1 protein-coding gene is annotated in these 18,164 nt (G+C 76.7%); it reads right to left on the bottom strand.

Annotated features, from left to right (window positions below):
• Positions 1-45: 45 nt before the first annotated feature.
• Positions 46-18,156, bottom strand: a complete 18,111-nt coding sequence (locus V5P93_RS19520; RefSeq protein WP_104480638.1) for a type I polyketide synthase — start codon at positions 18,154-18,156, stop codon at positions 46-48.
• Positions 18,157-18,164 lie beyond the last annotated feature (8 nt).

The raw sequence follows: 18,164 nt of genomic DNA, 5'->3' as shown, positions 1-18,164 counted from the left end.
ACATGCGGACCTTCCTGGTCTCGACGGGGTGGGGGCTCGGTGTACTCAGTCGGTGCCCAGCTCGCTGTCGATCAGCTGGAACAGCTCGTCGTCGGTCTCGGCGAGAGCGGGTGCCTGTTCGACCGCGGTCAGGCGGCGTAGCGCGGACCGCAGCCGAGCGGTGATCTCGGCTACCTGCGCCGATCCCGGTTCGACGACGGTGAGCACCGTCTCCAGCCGCGACAGCTCGACGAGCGGGTCGACCGCGGTCGACGCGGGCGCGCACTCGGCCACCAAGTGCTGGGCCAGCGCGCCGGGTGTGGGGTGGTCGAACACGAGCGTGGTCGCCAGCCGCAGGCCGGTGGCCGCACCCAACCGGTTGCGCAGTTCGAGCGCGGTCAGCGAATCGAACCCGTGGTCCAGCAGCCCCTTGTCCGGGCCGATCGCCACCCGGCCTGGTTCGTGCCCGAGCACCTGCGCGATGCACGAGTCGACCAGTTCCCGCGCCACCCGCTCGGCCTCCGGGCCGGACAGCCCGGCCACCCTGGAGCCCAGGTCCGCGGCGGGCGCGGCCGCGGTGGCCGGGGCCTGCCGGACCAGCCCGCGCAACACCACCGGCACCGCGGTGCCCGGTCGCCGCAGCGCCGACAGGTCGAGCCGGGCGGGGACCGCGTGCGGTCGGGGGTCGCCCAGCGCGGCGTCGAACAGCGCGAGGCCGTCCGGTACGGACAGCGGGGCCATCCCGCCGCGCCGGAGCCGGGCCAGGTCGGCCGCGCTGAGGTCCGCGCCCATGCCGTCCGCCCAGAGGCCCCAGGCCAGCGATGTCGACGGCAGTCCGCGCGCGGCCCGGTGCGCGGCGACGGCGTCCAGCGCGGCGTTGGCCGCGGCGTAGTTCGCCTGTCCCGCGTTGCCGACCACCCCCGCGATCGAGGAGAACAGCACGAACGCGGCGAGATCGAGGTCTGCGGTCGCCTCGTGCAGGTGCCACGCGGCGTCCACCTTGGGGGCCAGCACCCGCCGCAGATCGGGTTCCCGCTGGGCGTGCAGCGGCGCGTCGGCCACGACACCGGCCGCGTGCACCACCGCCCGCAGCGGTTTGTCCTCCGGTACGGCGTCGACCAGCGCGCGCACCGCGTCGCGGTCGGCCACGTCACAGGTGACCACGCGGGCGGTGGCGCCCGCCGCCGCCAGCTCGGCGACCAGTTCGGCCACTCCGGCCGCCCGGGGTCCGCGACGGCCCGCCAGCAGCAGGTCGCGGACCCCGTGCCGGGCGACCAGGTGCCGGGCCAGCGGCGCGGCGAGCCCTCCGGTGCCGCCGGTGATCAGCACTGTCCCGCCCGAGAGGTCGGCGGTCGCGGTCGCGTCGTCCGACCGGGCGAGCCGTGGGACCCGCGGGCTGCCGCCGCGCAGCGCCAGCTGGTCCTCGCCCGCGGCGAGCAGCGCCGCGATCCCGGGCCGGTCCGCGTCGGTCAGTTCGGTGCCCGGCTCTATGTCGAGCAGGGCGAAGCGCCCAGGGTGCTCGGTCTGGGCCGTGCGCACCATGCCCCACAGCGCCGCGCCCGCGATGTCCGGATCCTCGGTGTCGACGGCGCCCCCGGTGATGACGAGCAGGGTGTCGGTCGAGTCGCTCGCCGCGTGCGCCCGCAGTTCGGGCAGCAACCACTCGGTCACCCGTCGGACCCGCTCGGGCACGTCGCCCACCGCGGGCGGCGCGTGCAGTGACCGCGCGGTCGTGGCCTCGACCGCTGCCGGGGGGACGTCGACGGGGACCCAGTCCAGGCGTAGCCGGGGCGGGGTGCGACCGGCTGTCGGGTCGGCTGCGCGGAGGGCAACCGAGTCGACCTCCACCAGCACGGCCCCGGCCTCGTCGACCGCGGTCAGCCGCAGCGCGTCACCGCCGAGGTCCACCAGCGACACCCGCAGCCGCCGGGCGGTGCCCGAGATCCGGGCGCCGGACCAGGAGAAGGGCAGTCGCGTCCGGGACGCCCGGGCACCGAGCAGCGCGGGCACGTGCAGCGCCGCGTCCAGCACCGCGGGGTGCGGCCCGGCCCACCCCCGGGACTCGGTGGCGGTGGCGGGGAGTTCCACCTCCGCGAACAGGTCGCCGTCGCGCTCCCACGCCGCGGTCAGACCGCGGAAGGCGGGGCCGTAGCCGAGGCCCGCGTCGGCGAGCAGGTCATAGGCGCCGGTGAGGTCGATCGGCCGTGCGGCCGACGGCGGCCACACCGGGGCCGGGTGCGCCGTCGTGGCGCGGGCGGTGAGCGTGCCGGTCGCGCACCGGCTCCACGGCTCGGTCTCGTCGGCCTCGGCGCGGGCGTGCACCGCGAACGCCCGGTCGCCGAGCGCGTCCGGTTCCTCGACGACCACCCGCAGCCGCGTCGCGCCCACCACGGCCAGCGGCAGCGGCAGCGCCAAGTCCTCGACGCGCCCGATCCCCAACCGCCTGCCGACCCAGGCGGCGAGGTCCAGCAGCGCGGTCGCGGGTAGCACCGGGGTGTCGCCGAGGCGGTGGTCGCCCAGCCACGCGGGGGAGTCCGGTGTCACCCGGCCGCTGAACACCGCTCGCCCGTCCGGGAGGTCCACGACGCTGTCCAGCAGCGGGTGCGCGGCCCGGCCGAGCCCGGTGGACGAGCGGTTGGCCTCGGCAGGCCGGTCCAGCCAGAAACGCGTGGACTGGAAGGCGTAGGTGGGCAGGTCGCGCTCCAGCGGACCATCGGTCGGAGCCCACCGCACCGCGGCGCCCCGGGTGTAGGCGGTGCCCAGCGCCTCGGCCACGGTCTCCTGCTCCGGCCGGTCGGCGCGCAGCAGCGGCACCACTAGCGGCTCCGGACCGAGGGTTTCCCGGGTGGGCGCGGTGAGCGTGCCCGCGGGCCCGACTTCCAGGAACGTCGTGGCGCCCCGCTCGGCCAGCGCGCGCAGCCCGTCTGCGAAGCGGACGGCCGCCCGCGCGTGCCGCACCCAGTACTCCGGGTCGGTCAACTCGGCCTCGGTGGCGAGCGCGCCGGTCACCTCCGAGACCACCGGCAGCGACGGCGCCGCGAACGACAACCCGGCCAGCACCTCGCGGAACGGTCCGAGCATCGGTTCGACCATGGGGGAGTGGAACGCGTGGCTCACCGCCAGCCGCTTGGTCCGCCCGCCGCGTTCGGCGACCGCGGCGGCCACCGCGGTGACCGCGGCCTCGGTCCCGGACAGCACGCATGAGCCGGGGGCGTTGACCGCCGCCACGGACACCTCGTCCGCCCGGTCGCCGATCAGCTCGACCAGGTCCGCCTCGCTCGCGCGCACCGCGACCATCGCCCCGCCCGGCGGGAGCGCCTGCATGAGCGCGCCGCGGGCGGCGACCAGCGTCGCCGCGTCGGCGAGGTCGAACACGCCCGCGGCGTGCGCGGCGGCGATGCCGCCGATCGAGTGGCCCAGCACCACGTCCGGTACGAGGCCGCGGGCGGTGATCAGTCGCAGCAAGGCGGTCTCCACCGCGAACAGCGCGGGCTGGGCGTTCTCGGTGCGGTCGAGCGCGGCTTGGTCCGCACCGGTCAGCAACAGGTCGCGCAGCGAGCGGTCCAGGTGCGGGTCGAACGCCGCGCACACCTCGTCCAGGGCGGCGGCGAACACCGGGTCGCCCGCGTGCAGTTCGCGCGCCATCCCGACCCGCTGCCCGCCCTGGCCGCCGAACAGCAGCGCCAGGCGGCCGGGGGAGACCTCGCCGACGGCGGTGCCGGGTGCGGGGGTGCCCGCCGCGAGCGCGGCGAGCCGGGGGAGCGCGTCGTCGAGGGCGCGGACCGGCAGCACGGCCCGGTGCGCCAGCGCCGAGCGGGCCGCGAGGGCGCGCGCCACATCGGCCGGTCGGACGCCCGGCCGGTCGAGCAGGTGGGCCCGCAGCCGGGCGGCCTGGGCGCGCAGGGCGGCGGGGGAGTGTGCCGACAGCGGCCACGCGACCGCGGTGTCGGCTCCGCCGTCGTCCGCCCCGGTCCTTTCCGGCTCCGCCTGTTCGAGGATGACGTGCGCGTTGGTGCCGCTGATCCCGAACGAGGACACCGCCGCCCGTCGCGGCCCGGCCGCCGTCCACGGCCGCGCTCGGGACAGCAGCGCCACCGAACCCGAGGACCAGTCGACCTCGGGTGTCGGGTCGTCGGCGTGCAACGTCCTGGGCAGCACGCCGTGCCGCATGGCCTGCACGAGCTTGATCACGCCGCCGACCCCGGCGGCGGCCTGGGTGTGCCCGATGTTGGACTTGAGCGAGCCCAGCCACACCGGCCGGTCCCGGTCCTGCCCGTAGGTCTCCAGCAGTGCCCTGGCCTCGATGGGGTCGCCCAGTGCGGTGCCCGTGCCGTGCGCCTCCACGACGTCCACATCGGACGGTCGGAGCCCGGCGTCGGCGAGCGCGGCGCGGATCGCCCGCCGTTGCGCGGGCCCGTGCGGGGCGGTGAGCCCGTTGGACGCGCCGTCCGAGGTGATCGCCGAGCCGCGCACCACGGCCAGCACGCGGTGGCCGTCGCGGCGGGCGGCGGAGAGCCGCTGCAACACGACCAGTCCGGCGCCCTCGCCCCAGCCGGTGCCGTCGGCGCCCGCGCCGAAGGCCTTGCAGCGGCCGTCGCGGGCCAGCCCGCGCTGGCGGGAGAACTCGACGAAGGTGGCCGGGGTCGCCATCACCGTGACTCCGCCCGCCAGCGCCAGGTCGCACTCTCCGCGGCGGAGCGCGTTCGCCGCCAGGTGGAGGGCGACCAGTGACGACGAACACGCGGTGTCCACGGTCATCGCCGGGCCTTCGAGTCCGAACGTGTAGGCGACCCGACCCGACAGCACGCTGCCCGCGCTGCCGGTGACGAGGTAGCCCTCATAGCCCTCCGGCGCGGTCGGGGCCTGGTGCAAGCGGGCGCCGTAGTCGTCGTACATGGACCCGGCGAACACCCCGGTCGCGCTGCCGCGCAGCGTTCCCGGGTCGATGCCCGCGTGTTCGAAGGCTTCCCAGGCGGTTTCCAGCAGCAGTCGCTGCTGGGGGTCGGTCGCCATCGCCTCGCGCGGGCTCATCCGGAAGAACTCGGCGTCGAACAGGTCGGCGTCGTGCAGGAATCCGCCCCGGGTCACGTAGACGGTGCCGGGGTGGTCCGGGTCCGGGTGGTAGAGGGCGTCGAGGTCCCAGCCCCGGTTGGTGGGGAAGTCGGTGATGGCGTCGGTTTCGTTGGCGACGAGTTGCCAGAGGTCTTCCGGTGAGCGGACTCCGCCGGGGTAGCGGCAGGCCATGCCGACGATGACCACAGGGTCGTCCTCGGTCTCGCTCGGCAGGCGCACCGGGACGCTCCGGTCCGGCGCGCTCGCGCCCACCAGCCGGTCGACCAGCGCGCCTGCCAACGCCTTCGGCGTGGGGTGGTCGAACACCGCGGTGGTCGCGATGGGCAAACCGGTCGCCGCCCGCAGCCGGTTGCGCAGCTCAACTGCGGTGAGCGAGTCGAAGCCCAGCTCGTTGAACGGCCGATCACCCGCCACGTCGCCGTCGTGGCCCAGCACGGCGGCCACCGCGTCACCGACCAGCGCGGTCACCGCGCGCTCCAGCTCCGCGCCGGACAACTCGGCCAAGGCGGGCGGGGTGGGCGCCGGGATTGAGGTCGCGCGCCCCCCGGGGCGCTCGCGGAGCAGTTCGCGCAGCACCGGCGGCGCGGTCTCCCGGTCCACCTCGGCGAGCGCCAGCCGCGCGGGGATGACCACCGCTTCGGTGCCCGCCAGCGCGGCGTCGAACAGCGCGAGCCCGTCCGCAGGGGGCAGCGGGGCCACACCGAGCCGGGCCAGCCGGGCGCGGTCGGCGTCGGCGAGCGCGCCTGCCATACCCGGCCCCGCCCACAGCCCCCAGGCCAGCGAGGTGGTGCGCGGTCCCGCCTGGCCGCCGTGCTGGGCCAGGGCATCGAGGAAGGCGTTGGCCGCCGCGTAGTTGCCCTGGCCAGGTGTGCCGAGCACACCGGTCACCGAGGAGAACAGCACCAGCCGCGTCGCCGGCGTCAGCAAATCGCGCAGGACCAGTGCGGCGTCGACCTTGGGGCGCAGGACGGCGTCGAGCCGGTCCGGGGTGAGCCCCGTGATGGTGGCGTCGTCGAGCACGCCTGCCGCGTGGACCACCAGTGCCGGGGCGCGGCCCAACCCGGCGAGCAGCGCGGCCACGGCGTCACGGTCCGCGGTGTCGCACGCGGCGACGGTGACCTCCGCGCCCGCCCGCGCCAGGTCCGCGGCCAGTTCCACCGCGCCGGGAGCCGCTCGGCCGCGCCTGCTGACCAGCACCACCCGACGCGCGCCGTGCGCACCGACCAGATGGCGGGCGATCAGCGCGCCCAGCGCGCCGGTCGCGCCGGTCACCAGTACCGGGTCATCCGCGCCGAGCGTGCTGGCACCGGCTCCCGTGACCGGGAGCGGCCCACCGGGTTGCGCGGTGGTGCGCGCGCGGACCAGCCGTGGGACGAATACCCGGCCGTCGCGGATCGCGGCCTGGGGCTCGCCCACCGCCAGGGCGGGCGCCGGGTCGTCCGCGCCGCCGGGCAGGTCGACCAGGGTGATCCGGCCGGGCGCCTCCTGCTGGGCGGTGCGCAGCAGACCCCACGCAGCGGCGGCCGCCGGGTCCCGGACCGGGGTGGTGCCCGCGGCGACCGCGCCGGAAGTCACCACCACCACGTGGGTGTCCTCTTCGGCGAGGACGCGCTGGGCGACGGCGAGCGCTTGGTGTGCCGCCTCGCGCGCCGACCCGGGCGTCAGGCGCACGACCTCGACCGGCGTCGGCGCCGCGGTACCCGGCGCGTCGACGGGCACCCAGTCCAGCCGGTACACCGGAACCGGGGCGGCCGCGGCCGGTCGCAGCGCCACCTCGCGCGCGGTGAACACCGGGGTGCCCGCGCCGTCCGTCACGGTGATCGAGGAGATATCGGGTCCGGTCCGGGACAGGTGGACCCGCAGCGCGTCCGCCCCGCTCCGGTGCAGGCGGACCCCGCTCCAGGCGAAGGGCACCAGCGGGTCGTTCCCCGGATCACTCGCCACGACCAACGGGTGCAGTGCGGCGTCGAGCAGCGCCGGGTGGATCGCGAAACCGTTCGGGGCGACCGGACCGACCTCGGCGAACAGTTCGTCACCGCGCCGCCACATGGCGGAGAGCCCGCGCAGCGCCGGACCATAGCCGTGGCCGCGGTCGGCCAACGCCTCGTAGGCCCCGGCCAGGTCGACCGGTTCGGCACCGGGCGGCGGCCACACCGGCAGCCGCTCGCCCGCGCCGTCGCCCGCGACGAGCGATCCGGTCGCGTGCCGCGTCCACCCGCCTTCGGCACCCGCCGCGTGTACCTCGAACTCCCGTGCGCCCGTTCCCGGGCGCACCCCTACCTGCAACCGGACCGCGCCGACGAGTTCGAGCGGGGACTCCAGCACCAACTCGTCGATCTGGTCCAAGCCGACCACCGCCCCCGCCCGCAGCACCGCCTCCACGAGCGCGGTGCCGGGGAGCAGGGTGCGCCCCCCGATGACGTGGTCCGCGACCCAGGCGTGCTCCGTCCCGCCGATCCGGCCGGTCAGCACGAGCGCGCCGTCCGGGCGCTCGACGACCGCGCCCAGCAGCGGGTGGCCGGTACCGGTCAGACCGAGCCCCGCGGCGTCGTGGGCGCCCGGGTCGGCCCGCAGCCAGTGGCGCTCGGACCGGAACGGGTAGGTGGGCAGCGGCCGCAGGCGCGCCCCGGCGTGCGCGCCGGACCAGTCCGGCGCCGCGCCGTGCAGGTGCAGCCGGGTCAGCGCGGTGACCACGGACAGCGGTTCCGGGCGCGACCGGTGCAGCAGCGGCACGGCCAGACCGGCCGCTCCCGCGGCGATGCCGTGCTCCTCGGCGAGCGCGGCCAGCGTCCCGCCGGGACCCGCCTCGACGTAGCGGGTGACGCCCAGCTCGGCCAGGGTGCGCAGGCCGTCGTGGAAGCGCACGGTCGAGCGCACGTGCCGGGCCCAGTAACCCGGCGAGCGCAGGTCGGCCGCGGTGGCCAGGCCGCCCGTCACGTTGGACACGACCGGGGTGGTCGGCGCGTGCGCCGTCAGCCCGGCCACGACCGACTCGAACTCCGCCAGCACCGGCCGCATGTGGGCGGAGTGGAACGCGTGGCTGACCCGCAGCCGGGTCGTCCGCCTGCCGAGGCCCGCCCAGTGCGCGGCGACGGCCGCCACCGCGTCCGCGTCGCCGGAGACGACCGTGGCGCGTGGCCCGTTGACCGCGGCGATGTCGACCGCGTCACCGTGGGGCAGCGCCGCGAGCACCTCGTCCTCCGCGGCCTCCACCGCCACCATCGCGCCGTCGTCGCGGGCCGACTGCATCAACCGGCCCCTGGCCGCGACCAGCGCGCAGGCGTCGGCCAGGTCGAACACCCCGGCCGCGTGCGCGGCGGTGACCTCGCCGATCGAGTGCCCGAGCAGGTAGTCCGGCCGCACCCCGCGTTCCGCCAGCACCCGGTGCAGCGCGGTCTCCACGGCGAACAGCGCGACCTGGGCGAACGCGGTCTGGTCGAGCAGGGCGGCGTCCGCGGAGTCGGGCTCGGCGAACAGCACCGCGGTCAGCGGGCGCTCGAGCAGGCCGTCGACGTGTGCACCGATCTCGTCCACTGCGGACCGGAAGACCTCGTCGGTGGCGTGCAGCTCGCGGCCCATGCCCAGTCGCTGGCCGCCCTGGCCGGTGAACAGCAGGGCCAGCTTGCCCGGCTCGCCGACGCCGCGCAGCACCGCGGGGTCCTGGCCTCCGGCGCCGAGCGCGTCCAGGCCCGCCAGCAGCCGTTCGGTCGTCGTGCCGACGACCGCGCCGCGGGTCGGCAGCAGTGCCCGACCCGCCACCAGCGAGTGGGCGACGTCCACCGGGTCGAGCGGGTGCGCGGTGAGGTGCTCGCGCAGCCGGGTCGCCCTGGCGCGCAGCGCCGTCTCGTCGCGGGCGGAGAGCACCCAACTCAGCGCGGCGGGTGGTGGGGTGGGGTCCGGCGAGGGCTCCGGTTCCGGCGCCTCCTCGATGATCACGTGCGCGTTGGTGCCGCTGATGCCGAAGGAGGAGACCCCGGCCCGGCGCGCGCGCTCGCCCGCGGGCCACGGGTGCGCCTCGGTCAGCAGCGACACCGCGCCCGCGGTCCACTCCACGTGCCGCGACGGCTGGTCGACGTGCAGGGTGCGCGGCAGTTCGCCGTGCCGCATGGCCTGCACCACCTTGATGATCCCGCCGACCCCGGCGGCGGCTTGGGCGTGCCCGATGTTGGACTTGAGCGAGCCCAGCCACAGCGGCCGCTCCCGATCGCGGCCGTAGGTCCCCAGCAGCGCCCGCGCCTCGATCGGGTCGCCGAGCCGGGTGCCCGTGCCGTGCGCCTCCACCGCATCCACATCGGACGGTTCTAGGTTCGCGTCGGCCAGCGCACCGAGGATCACCCGTTCCTGGGCGGGTCCGCTGGGCGCGGTGAGCCCGTTGGACGCGCCGTCGGAGTTGACCGCCGAGCCCCGCACGACGGCGAACACCTGGTGCCCCAGGCGCCGGGCGTCGGAGAGCCGTTCCAGCAGCAGTAGTCCGACACCCTCGCTCCACCCCGTGCCGTCGGCGGCGTCGGCGAAGGACTTGCACCGCCCGTCCGCCGACAGCCCGCGCTGGCGGGAGAACTCGATGAACGTCGACGGGCCCGCCATGACCGTCGCACCCCCGACGAGCACCAGGTCAGATTCGCCGGAACGCAGCGCCCGCGCGCCGAGGTGCAGCGCCACCAATGACGACGAGCAGGCGGTGTCCACGGTGACCGCGGGACCCTCGAAGCCGTAGTTGTAGGCGATCCGCCCGGAGATGACGCTGGAGGTGTTGCCCGCCAACAGGAAACCCTCGTAGTCGCGCGGCGCCTTCGGCAGCCGGGAGGCGTAATCGTCGTACATCGCGCCGACGAACACGCCCGTGTTGCCGCCGCGCAGCGTTCCCGGGTCGATGCCCGCGTGTTCGAAGGCTTCCCAGGCGGTTTCCAGCAGCAGTCGCTGCTGGGGGTCGGTCGCGGTCGCTTCGCGCGGCGACATCTCGAAGAAGCTCGCGTCGAACAGGTCCGCGTCGTGCAGGAACCCGCCGGAACGGGTGTAGGAGGTGCCCATGTGCTCGGCATCCGGGTGGTAGAGGGCGTCGAGGTCCCAGCCCCGGTTGCCGGGGAAGTCGGTGATGGCGTCGGTGCCGTTGGCCACGAGTTGCCAGAGGTCTTCCGGTGAGCGGACTCCGCCGGGGTAGCGGCAGGCCATGCCGACGATGACGACCGGGTCGTCCTCAACCCGTGCGACCCGCGCGACCCGGGGGCGCACCTGCTCGCCGAGCCCCGCGAGCAGGTGCGCGGCGACCGCGGCGGGGGTCGGGTGGTCGAACACCAGGGTGGGCGCGGGCGCCGTGCCGGTGGCCGCCGCCAGCCGGTTGCGCAGCTCCAACCCCGCCAGCGAGTCGAAGCCGAGCGCCTTGAACGCGCGACTCGGGTCGACGGCCGCGCTCGTGTCGTGGCCCAACACCTCGGCGGTCAGCCCGACGACGAGGTCCAGCGCGACGCCGAGCCGCTCGTCCGGTGGCAGCGCGGCCAGTCCGCCGACCCAGTCGACCGGGCCGCGGACCGCGGCCGCGCGCCGGGTCGGCCGCACCAACCCCCGCCACAGCGCGGGTGGGTCGGCGGCGTCGACGCGGGCCGGGACCAACTCGGCGGGCACCACCAGAGCGCGGTCGGCGACCAGTGCCCGGTCGAATAGGTCGAGGCCTTGTCCCGGGCTCAGCGGCGGCACACCCGCGCGGGTCCACCGGGCGAGGTCGGCGGCGCCTAGTCCCGCGCCCATCCCACCTGCCGAGCCGTCCCACAGGCCCCAGGCCAACGAGGTCGCGGGCAGGCCCGCCGCGCGGCGGTGCGCGGCGAGCGCGTCGAGGTAGGTGTTGGCGGCGGCGTAGGCGGCTTGCCCCGCGGTGCCCAGCAGTCCCGAGATCGAGGAGAACAGGACGAACGCGTCCAGCTCATCGGTCAGCTCGTGCAGCACCCGCGCCGCGTCCACCTTGGGCCGAGCGGCGGCGGCCAGCTGCTCGTCGGTGAGCGCGTCGACGGTGGCGTCGGCCAGCACCCCCGCCGTGTGCACGACGGCGGTTACCGGGTGCTCGGCCAGCAGCGCGGCCATCGCCGCGCGGTCGGCGGCGTCCACCGCCCGCACGACGACGTGGGCACCGAGCGCCTCGAGGTCGGCGACGAGCGCGTCCACGCCGGGGGTGCCGGGGCCCCGGCGGCTGGTCAGCAGCAGCCGCCGCACACCGTGCGCGCTCGCCAGGTGCCGGGCCAGCAGCCCACCCAGACCCGCGGTCCCGCCGGTCACCAACACCGTGCCCTCCGGCCGGAACACCTGGCGCGCGGTCGGCTCCGGCAGCCGGGCGAACCGCGGCGCGCGCACCGTGCCCTCCCGCACGGCGACCTGGGGTTCGCCGGTGGCCAGCACCGCGGCGAGCACGTCGTCGGTGAGTTCGTCATCGGTGTCGACCAGCACCACCCGCCCCGGGTACTCGGACTGGACCACGCGCAGCAGGCCCCAGGCGGGCGCGTGGTCGAGGTCGGGTACGTCCTCGTCCGGGAGCACCGCCACCGCGCCCCGGGTCGCGCAGACGATCGTCGCCTGGCCCGCGAGTTCCGCGCGGACAGCGGCGAGCAGCGCGGTGGTCGCGTTGTGCGCGTCGCCCGGCTGGGCGGGCAGGACAACGACGTCCTGGTCCGGGGTGGTGGCCTCCGGGGTTGGCAGCGGCACCCAGTCGACGCCGTGCGGACCGCCGGTCGCGGCCGAGCGCGGCAGGGCGGCGCGATCCACCGGGCGCAGCGCCAGTTCGGCCGTGCCCACGGGTGCTCCCGCCCCGTCGGCCAGTGCCAGCCGCCAGCGGTCGTCCCCCAGCGGCGTGATCAGCGCGCGCAGCCGCGTGGCCCGCGTTGCCCACAGCGCGGCCCGTGCCCAACCGAACGGCAGTCGGATGCGCTCGGCGTCGACCGGGCTGGCGACCACGGGGTGCAGTACGGCGTCGAGCAGCGCGGGGTGCAGTTCGAACCCGTCAGCCGTGGTCCCGTCGGGCAGAGCGACCTCCACGGCAAAGCCGTCGCCGACCCGCCACGCGCGTTCGGCGGCGCGGAACACCGGGCCGTACTCGTAACCGGAGTCGGCCAGCGCGGCGTAGTCGACCGCCACCTCCCGCGCGCCGCGCGGCGGCCACAGCGGCAGACCGGGGCCCGGTGCGGGCTCGGCGGTCAGCGAACCGGACGCGTGCCTGGTCCAGCCCGACCCGCTGTCGGCGTGCACGGTGAAGGGGCGCGCACCGGAGGCGTCCGGTCCGGCCACCACGACCTGCACCCGGGTGTCCGCCTCGATCAACACCAGGGGTGCCTCCAGCACCGCCTCGGCCACCGCGGGGGTCCCGCACCGCCTGCCCGCGGCCAACGCCAGGTCCAGCACGGCGGTCGCGGGCAGCAGGACACCGCCCGCGATGCGGTGGTCGGCCAGCCACGGCTGCGCGCGGGTCGACAGCGTGCCGCTGTACACCGCCTCGTCCCGCCCCGCCACGTCCGTGCCGCTGGTCAGCAGCGGGTGCGCGGTGTCCGAAGCGGGACCGGTGGCGCGCGCGGGCGCGAGCCAGAAGCGCGGTCCGCGGAAAGCGCGGGCGGGCAGGCCGGCGGCGTCGGCGTTGCCGGTGAAGGAGGGGACGGCCAGCGGGGCACCTGCGGCGTGTGCGGCGGCCAGACCCGAGACGAAGGTCGCCACCTCGTCGCGCCCGGCCCGAGACAGGGCAACCGCGGTCACCCGGGGGTCGAGCACCCGGCCCGCCATCGGCGTGAGCGCGGCGTCCGGCCCGACCTCCGCGACCACGCCGACGCCGTGCTCGGCCAGCGCGGCCACCGCGTCGGCGAACCGCACCGTCGCGCGCACCTGTCCAACCCAGTACTCGGGTGTGTCGACGGGCGCGTCCAGGCCACCGGTCACGGTGGACACCAGCGGGATCGTCGGCGCCGCGAAGGACACCTCGGCGGCGACGGCGCCGAACTCGGCCAGCACCGGGTCCATGTGGGGGGAGTGGAAGGCGTGGCTGACGCGCAACCGGGTGGTCCGGTGGCCGTCGGCGCGGAACCGCTCGGCGATCGCCAGTACCGCCGCTTCGGTCCCGGAGACGACGACCGCGGCCGGTCCGTTCACCGCGGCGATGTCGACCTCGCCCGGGTAGCCCGCCAGTGCCGCGCGCACCGGTTCCTCCGGCGCCCCGATGGCCACCATCGCCCCGCCCGCCCGCGCGGCGCCCATCGCCCGACCCCGGGCCACCACCAGGCGGGCCGCGTCCGGCAGCGACAGCACCCCGGCGGCGTGCGCCGCGGCCAGTTCGCCGACGGAGTGCCCGATCACCACGTCCGGTCGGGTGCCGTGGTGCGCCAGCAGCCGGAACAGGGCGACCTCGAAGGCGAACAGCGCGGGCTGGGTGTACTCGGTGCGGTCCAGGGCCGCCCCGTCGTCGAGCACGCCGCGCAGCGGCTGCGGCAGGTGCGCGTCGAGCGCGGCGGCGACCTCTGCGAACACCTCGGCGAACACCGGGAACCGGGCGGCGAGCGCGGCGCCCATACCGGGCCGTTGCGCGCCTTGGCCGGTGAACAGGAACGCGGTCACCGCCCGTTCCGGTCCCGTCGCGGTCGCCCCACCCGCGGGCGGTTCGCCCGCGGCCACCGCGGTGAGTCCGGCGACCAGCGCCTCCGACGTGTCCGCCAGCAGCACCGCGCGGTGCTCGAACCGGGTCCGCGCGCCCAGGGCGGCGGCGACCCGGGCGGGAGTGGGGGCGTCGGGACCGGACACGGCGGGCAGCAGGTGCGCGGCTTGGGCGCGCAGGTCCTCGGCATCGCGGCCGGACACCACCCACGGCAGCAGGTCCACCGGGCCGGGCTCGGTCCGCTCGGGCTCGGGCGCGTGCTCGAGCACCACGTGCGCGTTGGTGCCGCTGATGCCGAACGAGGACACCGCGGCCCGGCGCGGCGCGCCGGTCACCGGCCACGGCTGCGGAGCGGTGGCGAGTTCCAGGGCGCCTGCCGACCAGTCCACGTGCGGGGTGGGCTCGTCGGCGTGCAGGGTGCGCGGCACCAGCCCGTGGCGCATTGCCTCCACCAGTTTGATCACCCCGGCCACGCCCGCGGCGGCCTGCGTGTGGCCGATGTTGGACTTCACCGAGCCCAGCAGGGCCGGACGCGCGCGCTCGCTGCCGTAGGTGGCCAGCAGCGCCTCGGCCTCGATGGGGTCGCCGAGCGCGGTGCCGGTGCCGTGCGCCTCCAGAACGTCCACATCGGACGGTGCCAGGCCCGCGTCGGCCAGCGCGGCGCGGATCACCCGCTGCTGGGCGGGTCCGCTGGGCGCGGTGAGCCCGTTGGACGCGCCGTCGGAGTTGACCGCCGAACCGCGCACCACGGCGAGCACGCGGTGGCCAAGGCGGCGCGCGTCGGACAGGCGTTCGAGCACGAGCACGCCGACGCCCTCGGCCCACCCCGTGCCGTCGGCGTCGGCGGAGAACGCCTTGCACCGGCCGTCGGCGGACAGCGCGCGTTGGCGGGCGAACTCCAGGAACATGCCGGGGGTGGCCAGTACCGCGACGCCGCCCGCCAGCGCCAGCCCGGTCTCGCCCTGGCGCAGCGAGCGCGCCGCCAGGTGCACGGCCACCAGCGACGACGAGCAGGCGGTGTCGACGGTGACCGCGGGGCCGGACAGGCCGAGGTGGTAGGCGACCCGTCCGGAGAGCACGCTGGCGGCGCCACCGGTGAGCAGGTGCCCGGCGACGTCCTCGTTGCCCTCGTGCATCCTTGGCCCGTAGTCGCTCGCCGACGCGCCGATGAACACACCGGTGTCGGTGCCGCGCAGCGCGGCCGGGTCGAGTCCGGCCCGCTCCAGGCTCTGCCACGCGGTTTCGAGGACCAAGCGCTGCTGCGGGTCCATGGCCAACGCCTCGCGCGGTGAGATGCCGAAGAATCCGGCGTCGAACCGGTCGACGCCGTCGAGGAACCCGCCAACCCGGGCGTGGTCGGGGCCGAGCGGGGTGTCCGCGGGCCAGCCCCGGTCCTCGGGGAATGGCCCGATGGCGTCCGCGCCGGCGGCGACCAACCGCCACAGGTCCGCGCTGGACCGGACGCCACCGGGGTAGTGGCAGGCCATGCCGACGATGGCGATGGGCTCGTCGGTCGTGGCGGCGGTGCGCGCCGGGGCTGCCCGCGCGTGGCCGTCGAGCAGGTCACGCACGTGCGCGGCGACCGCGGCCGGGGTCGGGTGGTCGAACAGCAGACCCGCGGCCAACCGGACGCCTGCCGCCTCCGCGATGCGGTCGCGCAGCTCGACCGAGGCCATCGAGTCGAACCCGAGGTCGCGGAAGGTGGCGTCCCGGTCGACCTCGCCGGGGTCGCCGAGACCGGCGACCGCCGCGGTCTGGGCCAGCACCAGGTCGAGCGCGCTCCGCAGCGCGTTGGCCGGGGCGGAGCCCAGCACGGGCGCGGCGGTCCCTTCGGTCGGGGCTTCGGGGCGCGCCTCGGCTGCGCTGTCCGTCCCGGGCCCGGTGTCGGTGGTCCGCGGCGACGGAGTGGCACCGACCCAGTGGCGCCGTCGTTGGAAGGCGTACGTGGGCAGACTCACCGGTCGGCCAGGGGTGATCGCGGACCAGTCGAGTTCGACGCCACGGGTGAAGGCGGTCGCCAGGGCGCTGAGCAGCGCGTCGGGCTCAGGGCGATCCGCGCGGAGGGTGGCCAGGAACGCCGCGTCGGGGGCGGAGTCCCGGGCGAGCGGCGTGAGCACCGCGCTCGGCCCCAGTTCCACCCCCACGGTCCCCGGGCCGCACGCCGCGGCGACGGCGTCGGCGAAGCGCACGGGCGCGGTGATGTGCCGGACCCAGTAGTCGGGCGAGTCCAGCCCGCCCTCGGCGCCGGTCACCGTGGATACCACGGTCAGCCGGGGCGGGCGGAAGGTCAGGCCGTCGAGCACCCGGCGGAACCCGGCCAGCGCGGGAGCCATGAGCCGCGAGTGGAACGCGTGGCTGGTGGCCAGCCGCTTGACCCGCAGCCGCGCCGCGCGGGCCCGGTCCGCCAGCCGCTCGATCCCCTCCTCGGCGCCCGCCACGACGACGGCCGCGGGCCCGTTCACCGCCGCGATGTCCAGCTCCGACCCGTCGAGCAGGGCGCGCACGCGGTCCTCCCCCGCGCCGACGGCGAGCATCGCCCCACCCGGGGGCAACGCGCCCAGCGCCCGGCCGCGCGCGATCACCAGATCGGCCGCGTCGGCCAGGTCCAGCACCCCCGCCACGTGCGCGGCAGCGATCTCGCCGATGGAGTGGCCCACCAGCCGGGCGGGCCGAAGGCCGAGGGCGGCCACCAGCCGGAACAGGGCGACCTCCACCGCGAAGAGCGCGGGCTGGGTGTGCTCGGTGCGGTCGAGCGCGCCGTCCCCGGCGGCGAGCAGGTCCCGCAGCGGCCGGTCCAGCCGGGGATCGAGGTGGCGGGCGACCTCGTCCAGCGCGGCGGCGAACACGGGGGAGGCGGAGGCCAGCGCCAAGCCCATCCCCGGCCGCTGCGCCCCCTGCCCGGGGAAGAGCGCGACCACGTCGGTCGGGTGGGTGGACGCCCGCCCGCGCACCAGGTTCGACGAGGGTCCGTCCCCGGCCAGCGCCGCGAGCCCGGCGCGCGCCTGGGCGAGGTCGTCGGCGAGCACCGCCGCCCGGTGGGGGAAGGCGGTACGGCGGGTGGCCAGGGTGTGCGCGGCGTCGCCCAGGTCGACGGTGTCCAGCGCGCCCGCCAGGCGACCGGCCTGGGCGCGCAGCGCCGCCGCGTCCCGGCCGGACACCAGCAGCGGCACCGGACCGGCGACCGCCGGTCCGCCCACCCCGGTGGGCGCGGTGGGGGTGGGTGCTGGCGCGTCGCCCAGGACGAGGTGGCAGTTCGTGCCGCCCATGCCGAACGAGCTGACCCCGGCGAGCCGGGGCCCCGGCCACGGTCCCGGCTCGGTGACCACCCGCAGGTTGAGCCGGTCGAGTGGGATGTCCGGGTGGGGTGCGCGGAAGTTCAGGCTCGCCGGGAGCCACCCGTGGTGCAGGGCCAGCGCGGTCTTGATCAGCCCGACGACCCCGGCGGCGCCCTCGAGGTGGCCCACGTTGGTCTTGGCCGAGCCCACGGCCAGCGGCGCACGGCGCGCACCCGAGAACGCCGCGCCCAGCGCCGCCGCTTCGATCGGGTCACCCACCCTGGTCCCGGTGCCGTGCAGCTCCACATAGGACACTTCGGTCGGGCTGACACCCGCAGCGGCGTGCGCGGCCCGGATGACCCGCTCCTGCGCGTGCGCGTCCGGCACCGTCAGCCCGTCCGTGGCGCCGTCGTTGTTGACCGCGCCACCGCGGATCACGCAGTAGACCCGGTCGCCGTCGGCCAGCGCCGCCGCCAACGGCTTGAGCACGACCAGACCGCCGCCCTCGCCGCGCGCGTAGCCGTTGGCCCGTTCGTCGAAGGTGTGGCTCCGGCCGTCCGGGGAGAGCCCGCCGAACCGGGCCAGCGCCGCTGCGGTGCCCTCGCCCAGGGTGAGGTTCACCCCGCCCGCGATGGCCAGCCGCGCCTCGCCGCGGGCCAGCGCGGTGGCCGCCAGGTGCACGGCCACCAGCGCGGAGGACTGCGCGCTATCCACGGTCATGCTCGCGCCGCGCAGGCCGAGGAAGTGCGACAGCCGGTTGGCGATCATGCCCCGGCTGAGCCCCGCGGTGGTGTCCGGACCGGCGTCGGTGGCCTGGGACAGCTCCGCGTAGTCCGAGCCGATCACCCCGAGGTAGACGGCAGTGTCGGTGCCGCGCAGCGCGGGGGCGGGCAGCGCCGCGTCCTCGACGGCCTCCCACCCCAGTTCGAGCGCCAAGCGCTGCTGCGGGTCCATCGCCGCAGCCGCGCGCGGGGTGACCTGGAAGAACCCGGCGTCGAAGCGGTCCACCTGGTCGAGGAACCCACCCCGCTCCGGCCGGGGGCGCGCCGCGGCCCATCGCCCCGGCGGTGTTTCGCGCAGCGCTTCGGCACTGCGGCGCAGCAGGTCCCAGAACCGCTCGGGGTCCGCCGCCCCCGGCAGCCTGCAAGCCAGACCGATCACGGCGATCGGCGCGGTGGGGGAACCGGTTGCGGTGTCGCGGGCGTGCGCCATCTGCGCCA

Source organism: Actinokineospora auranticolor (assembly GCF_041897805.1).
Classification (GTDB): Bacteria; Actinomycetota; Actinomycetes; order Mycobacteriales; family Pseudonocardiaceae; genus Actinokineospora; species Actinokineospora auranticolor.
This window is presented reverse-complemented; position numbering and strand designations above follow the sequence as displayed.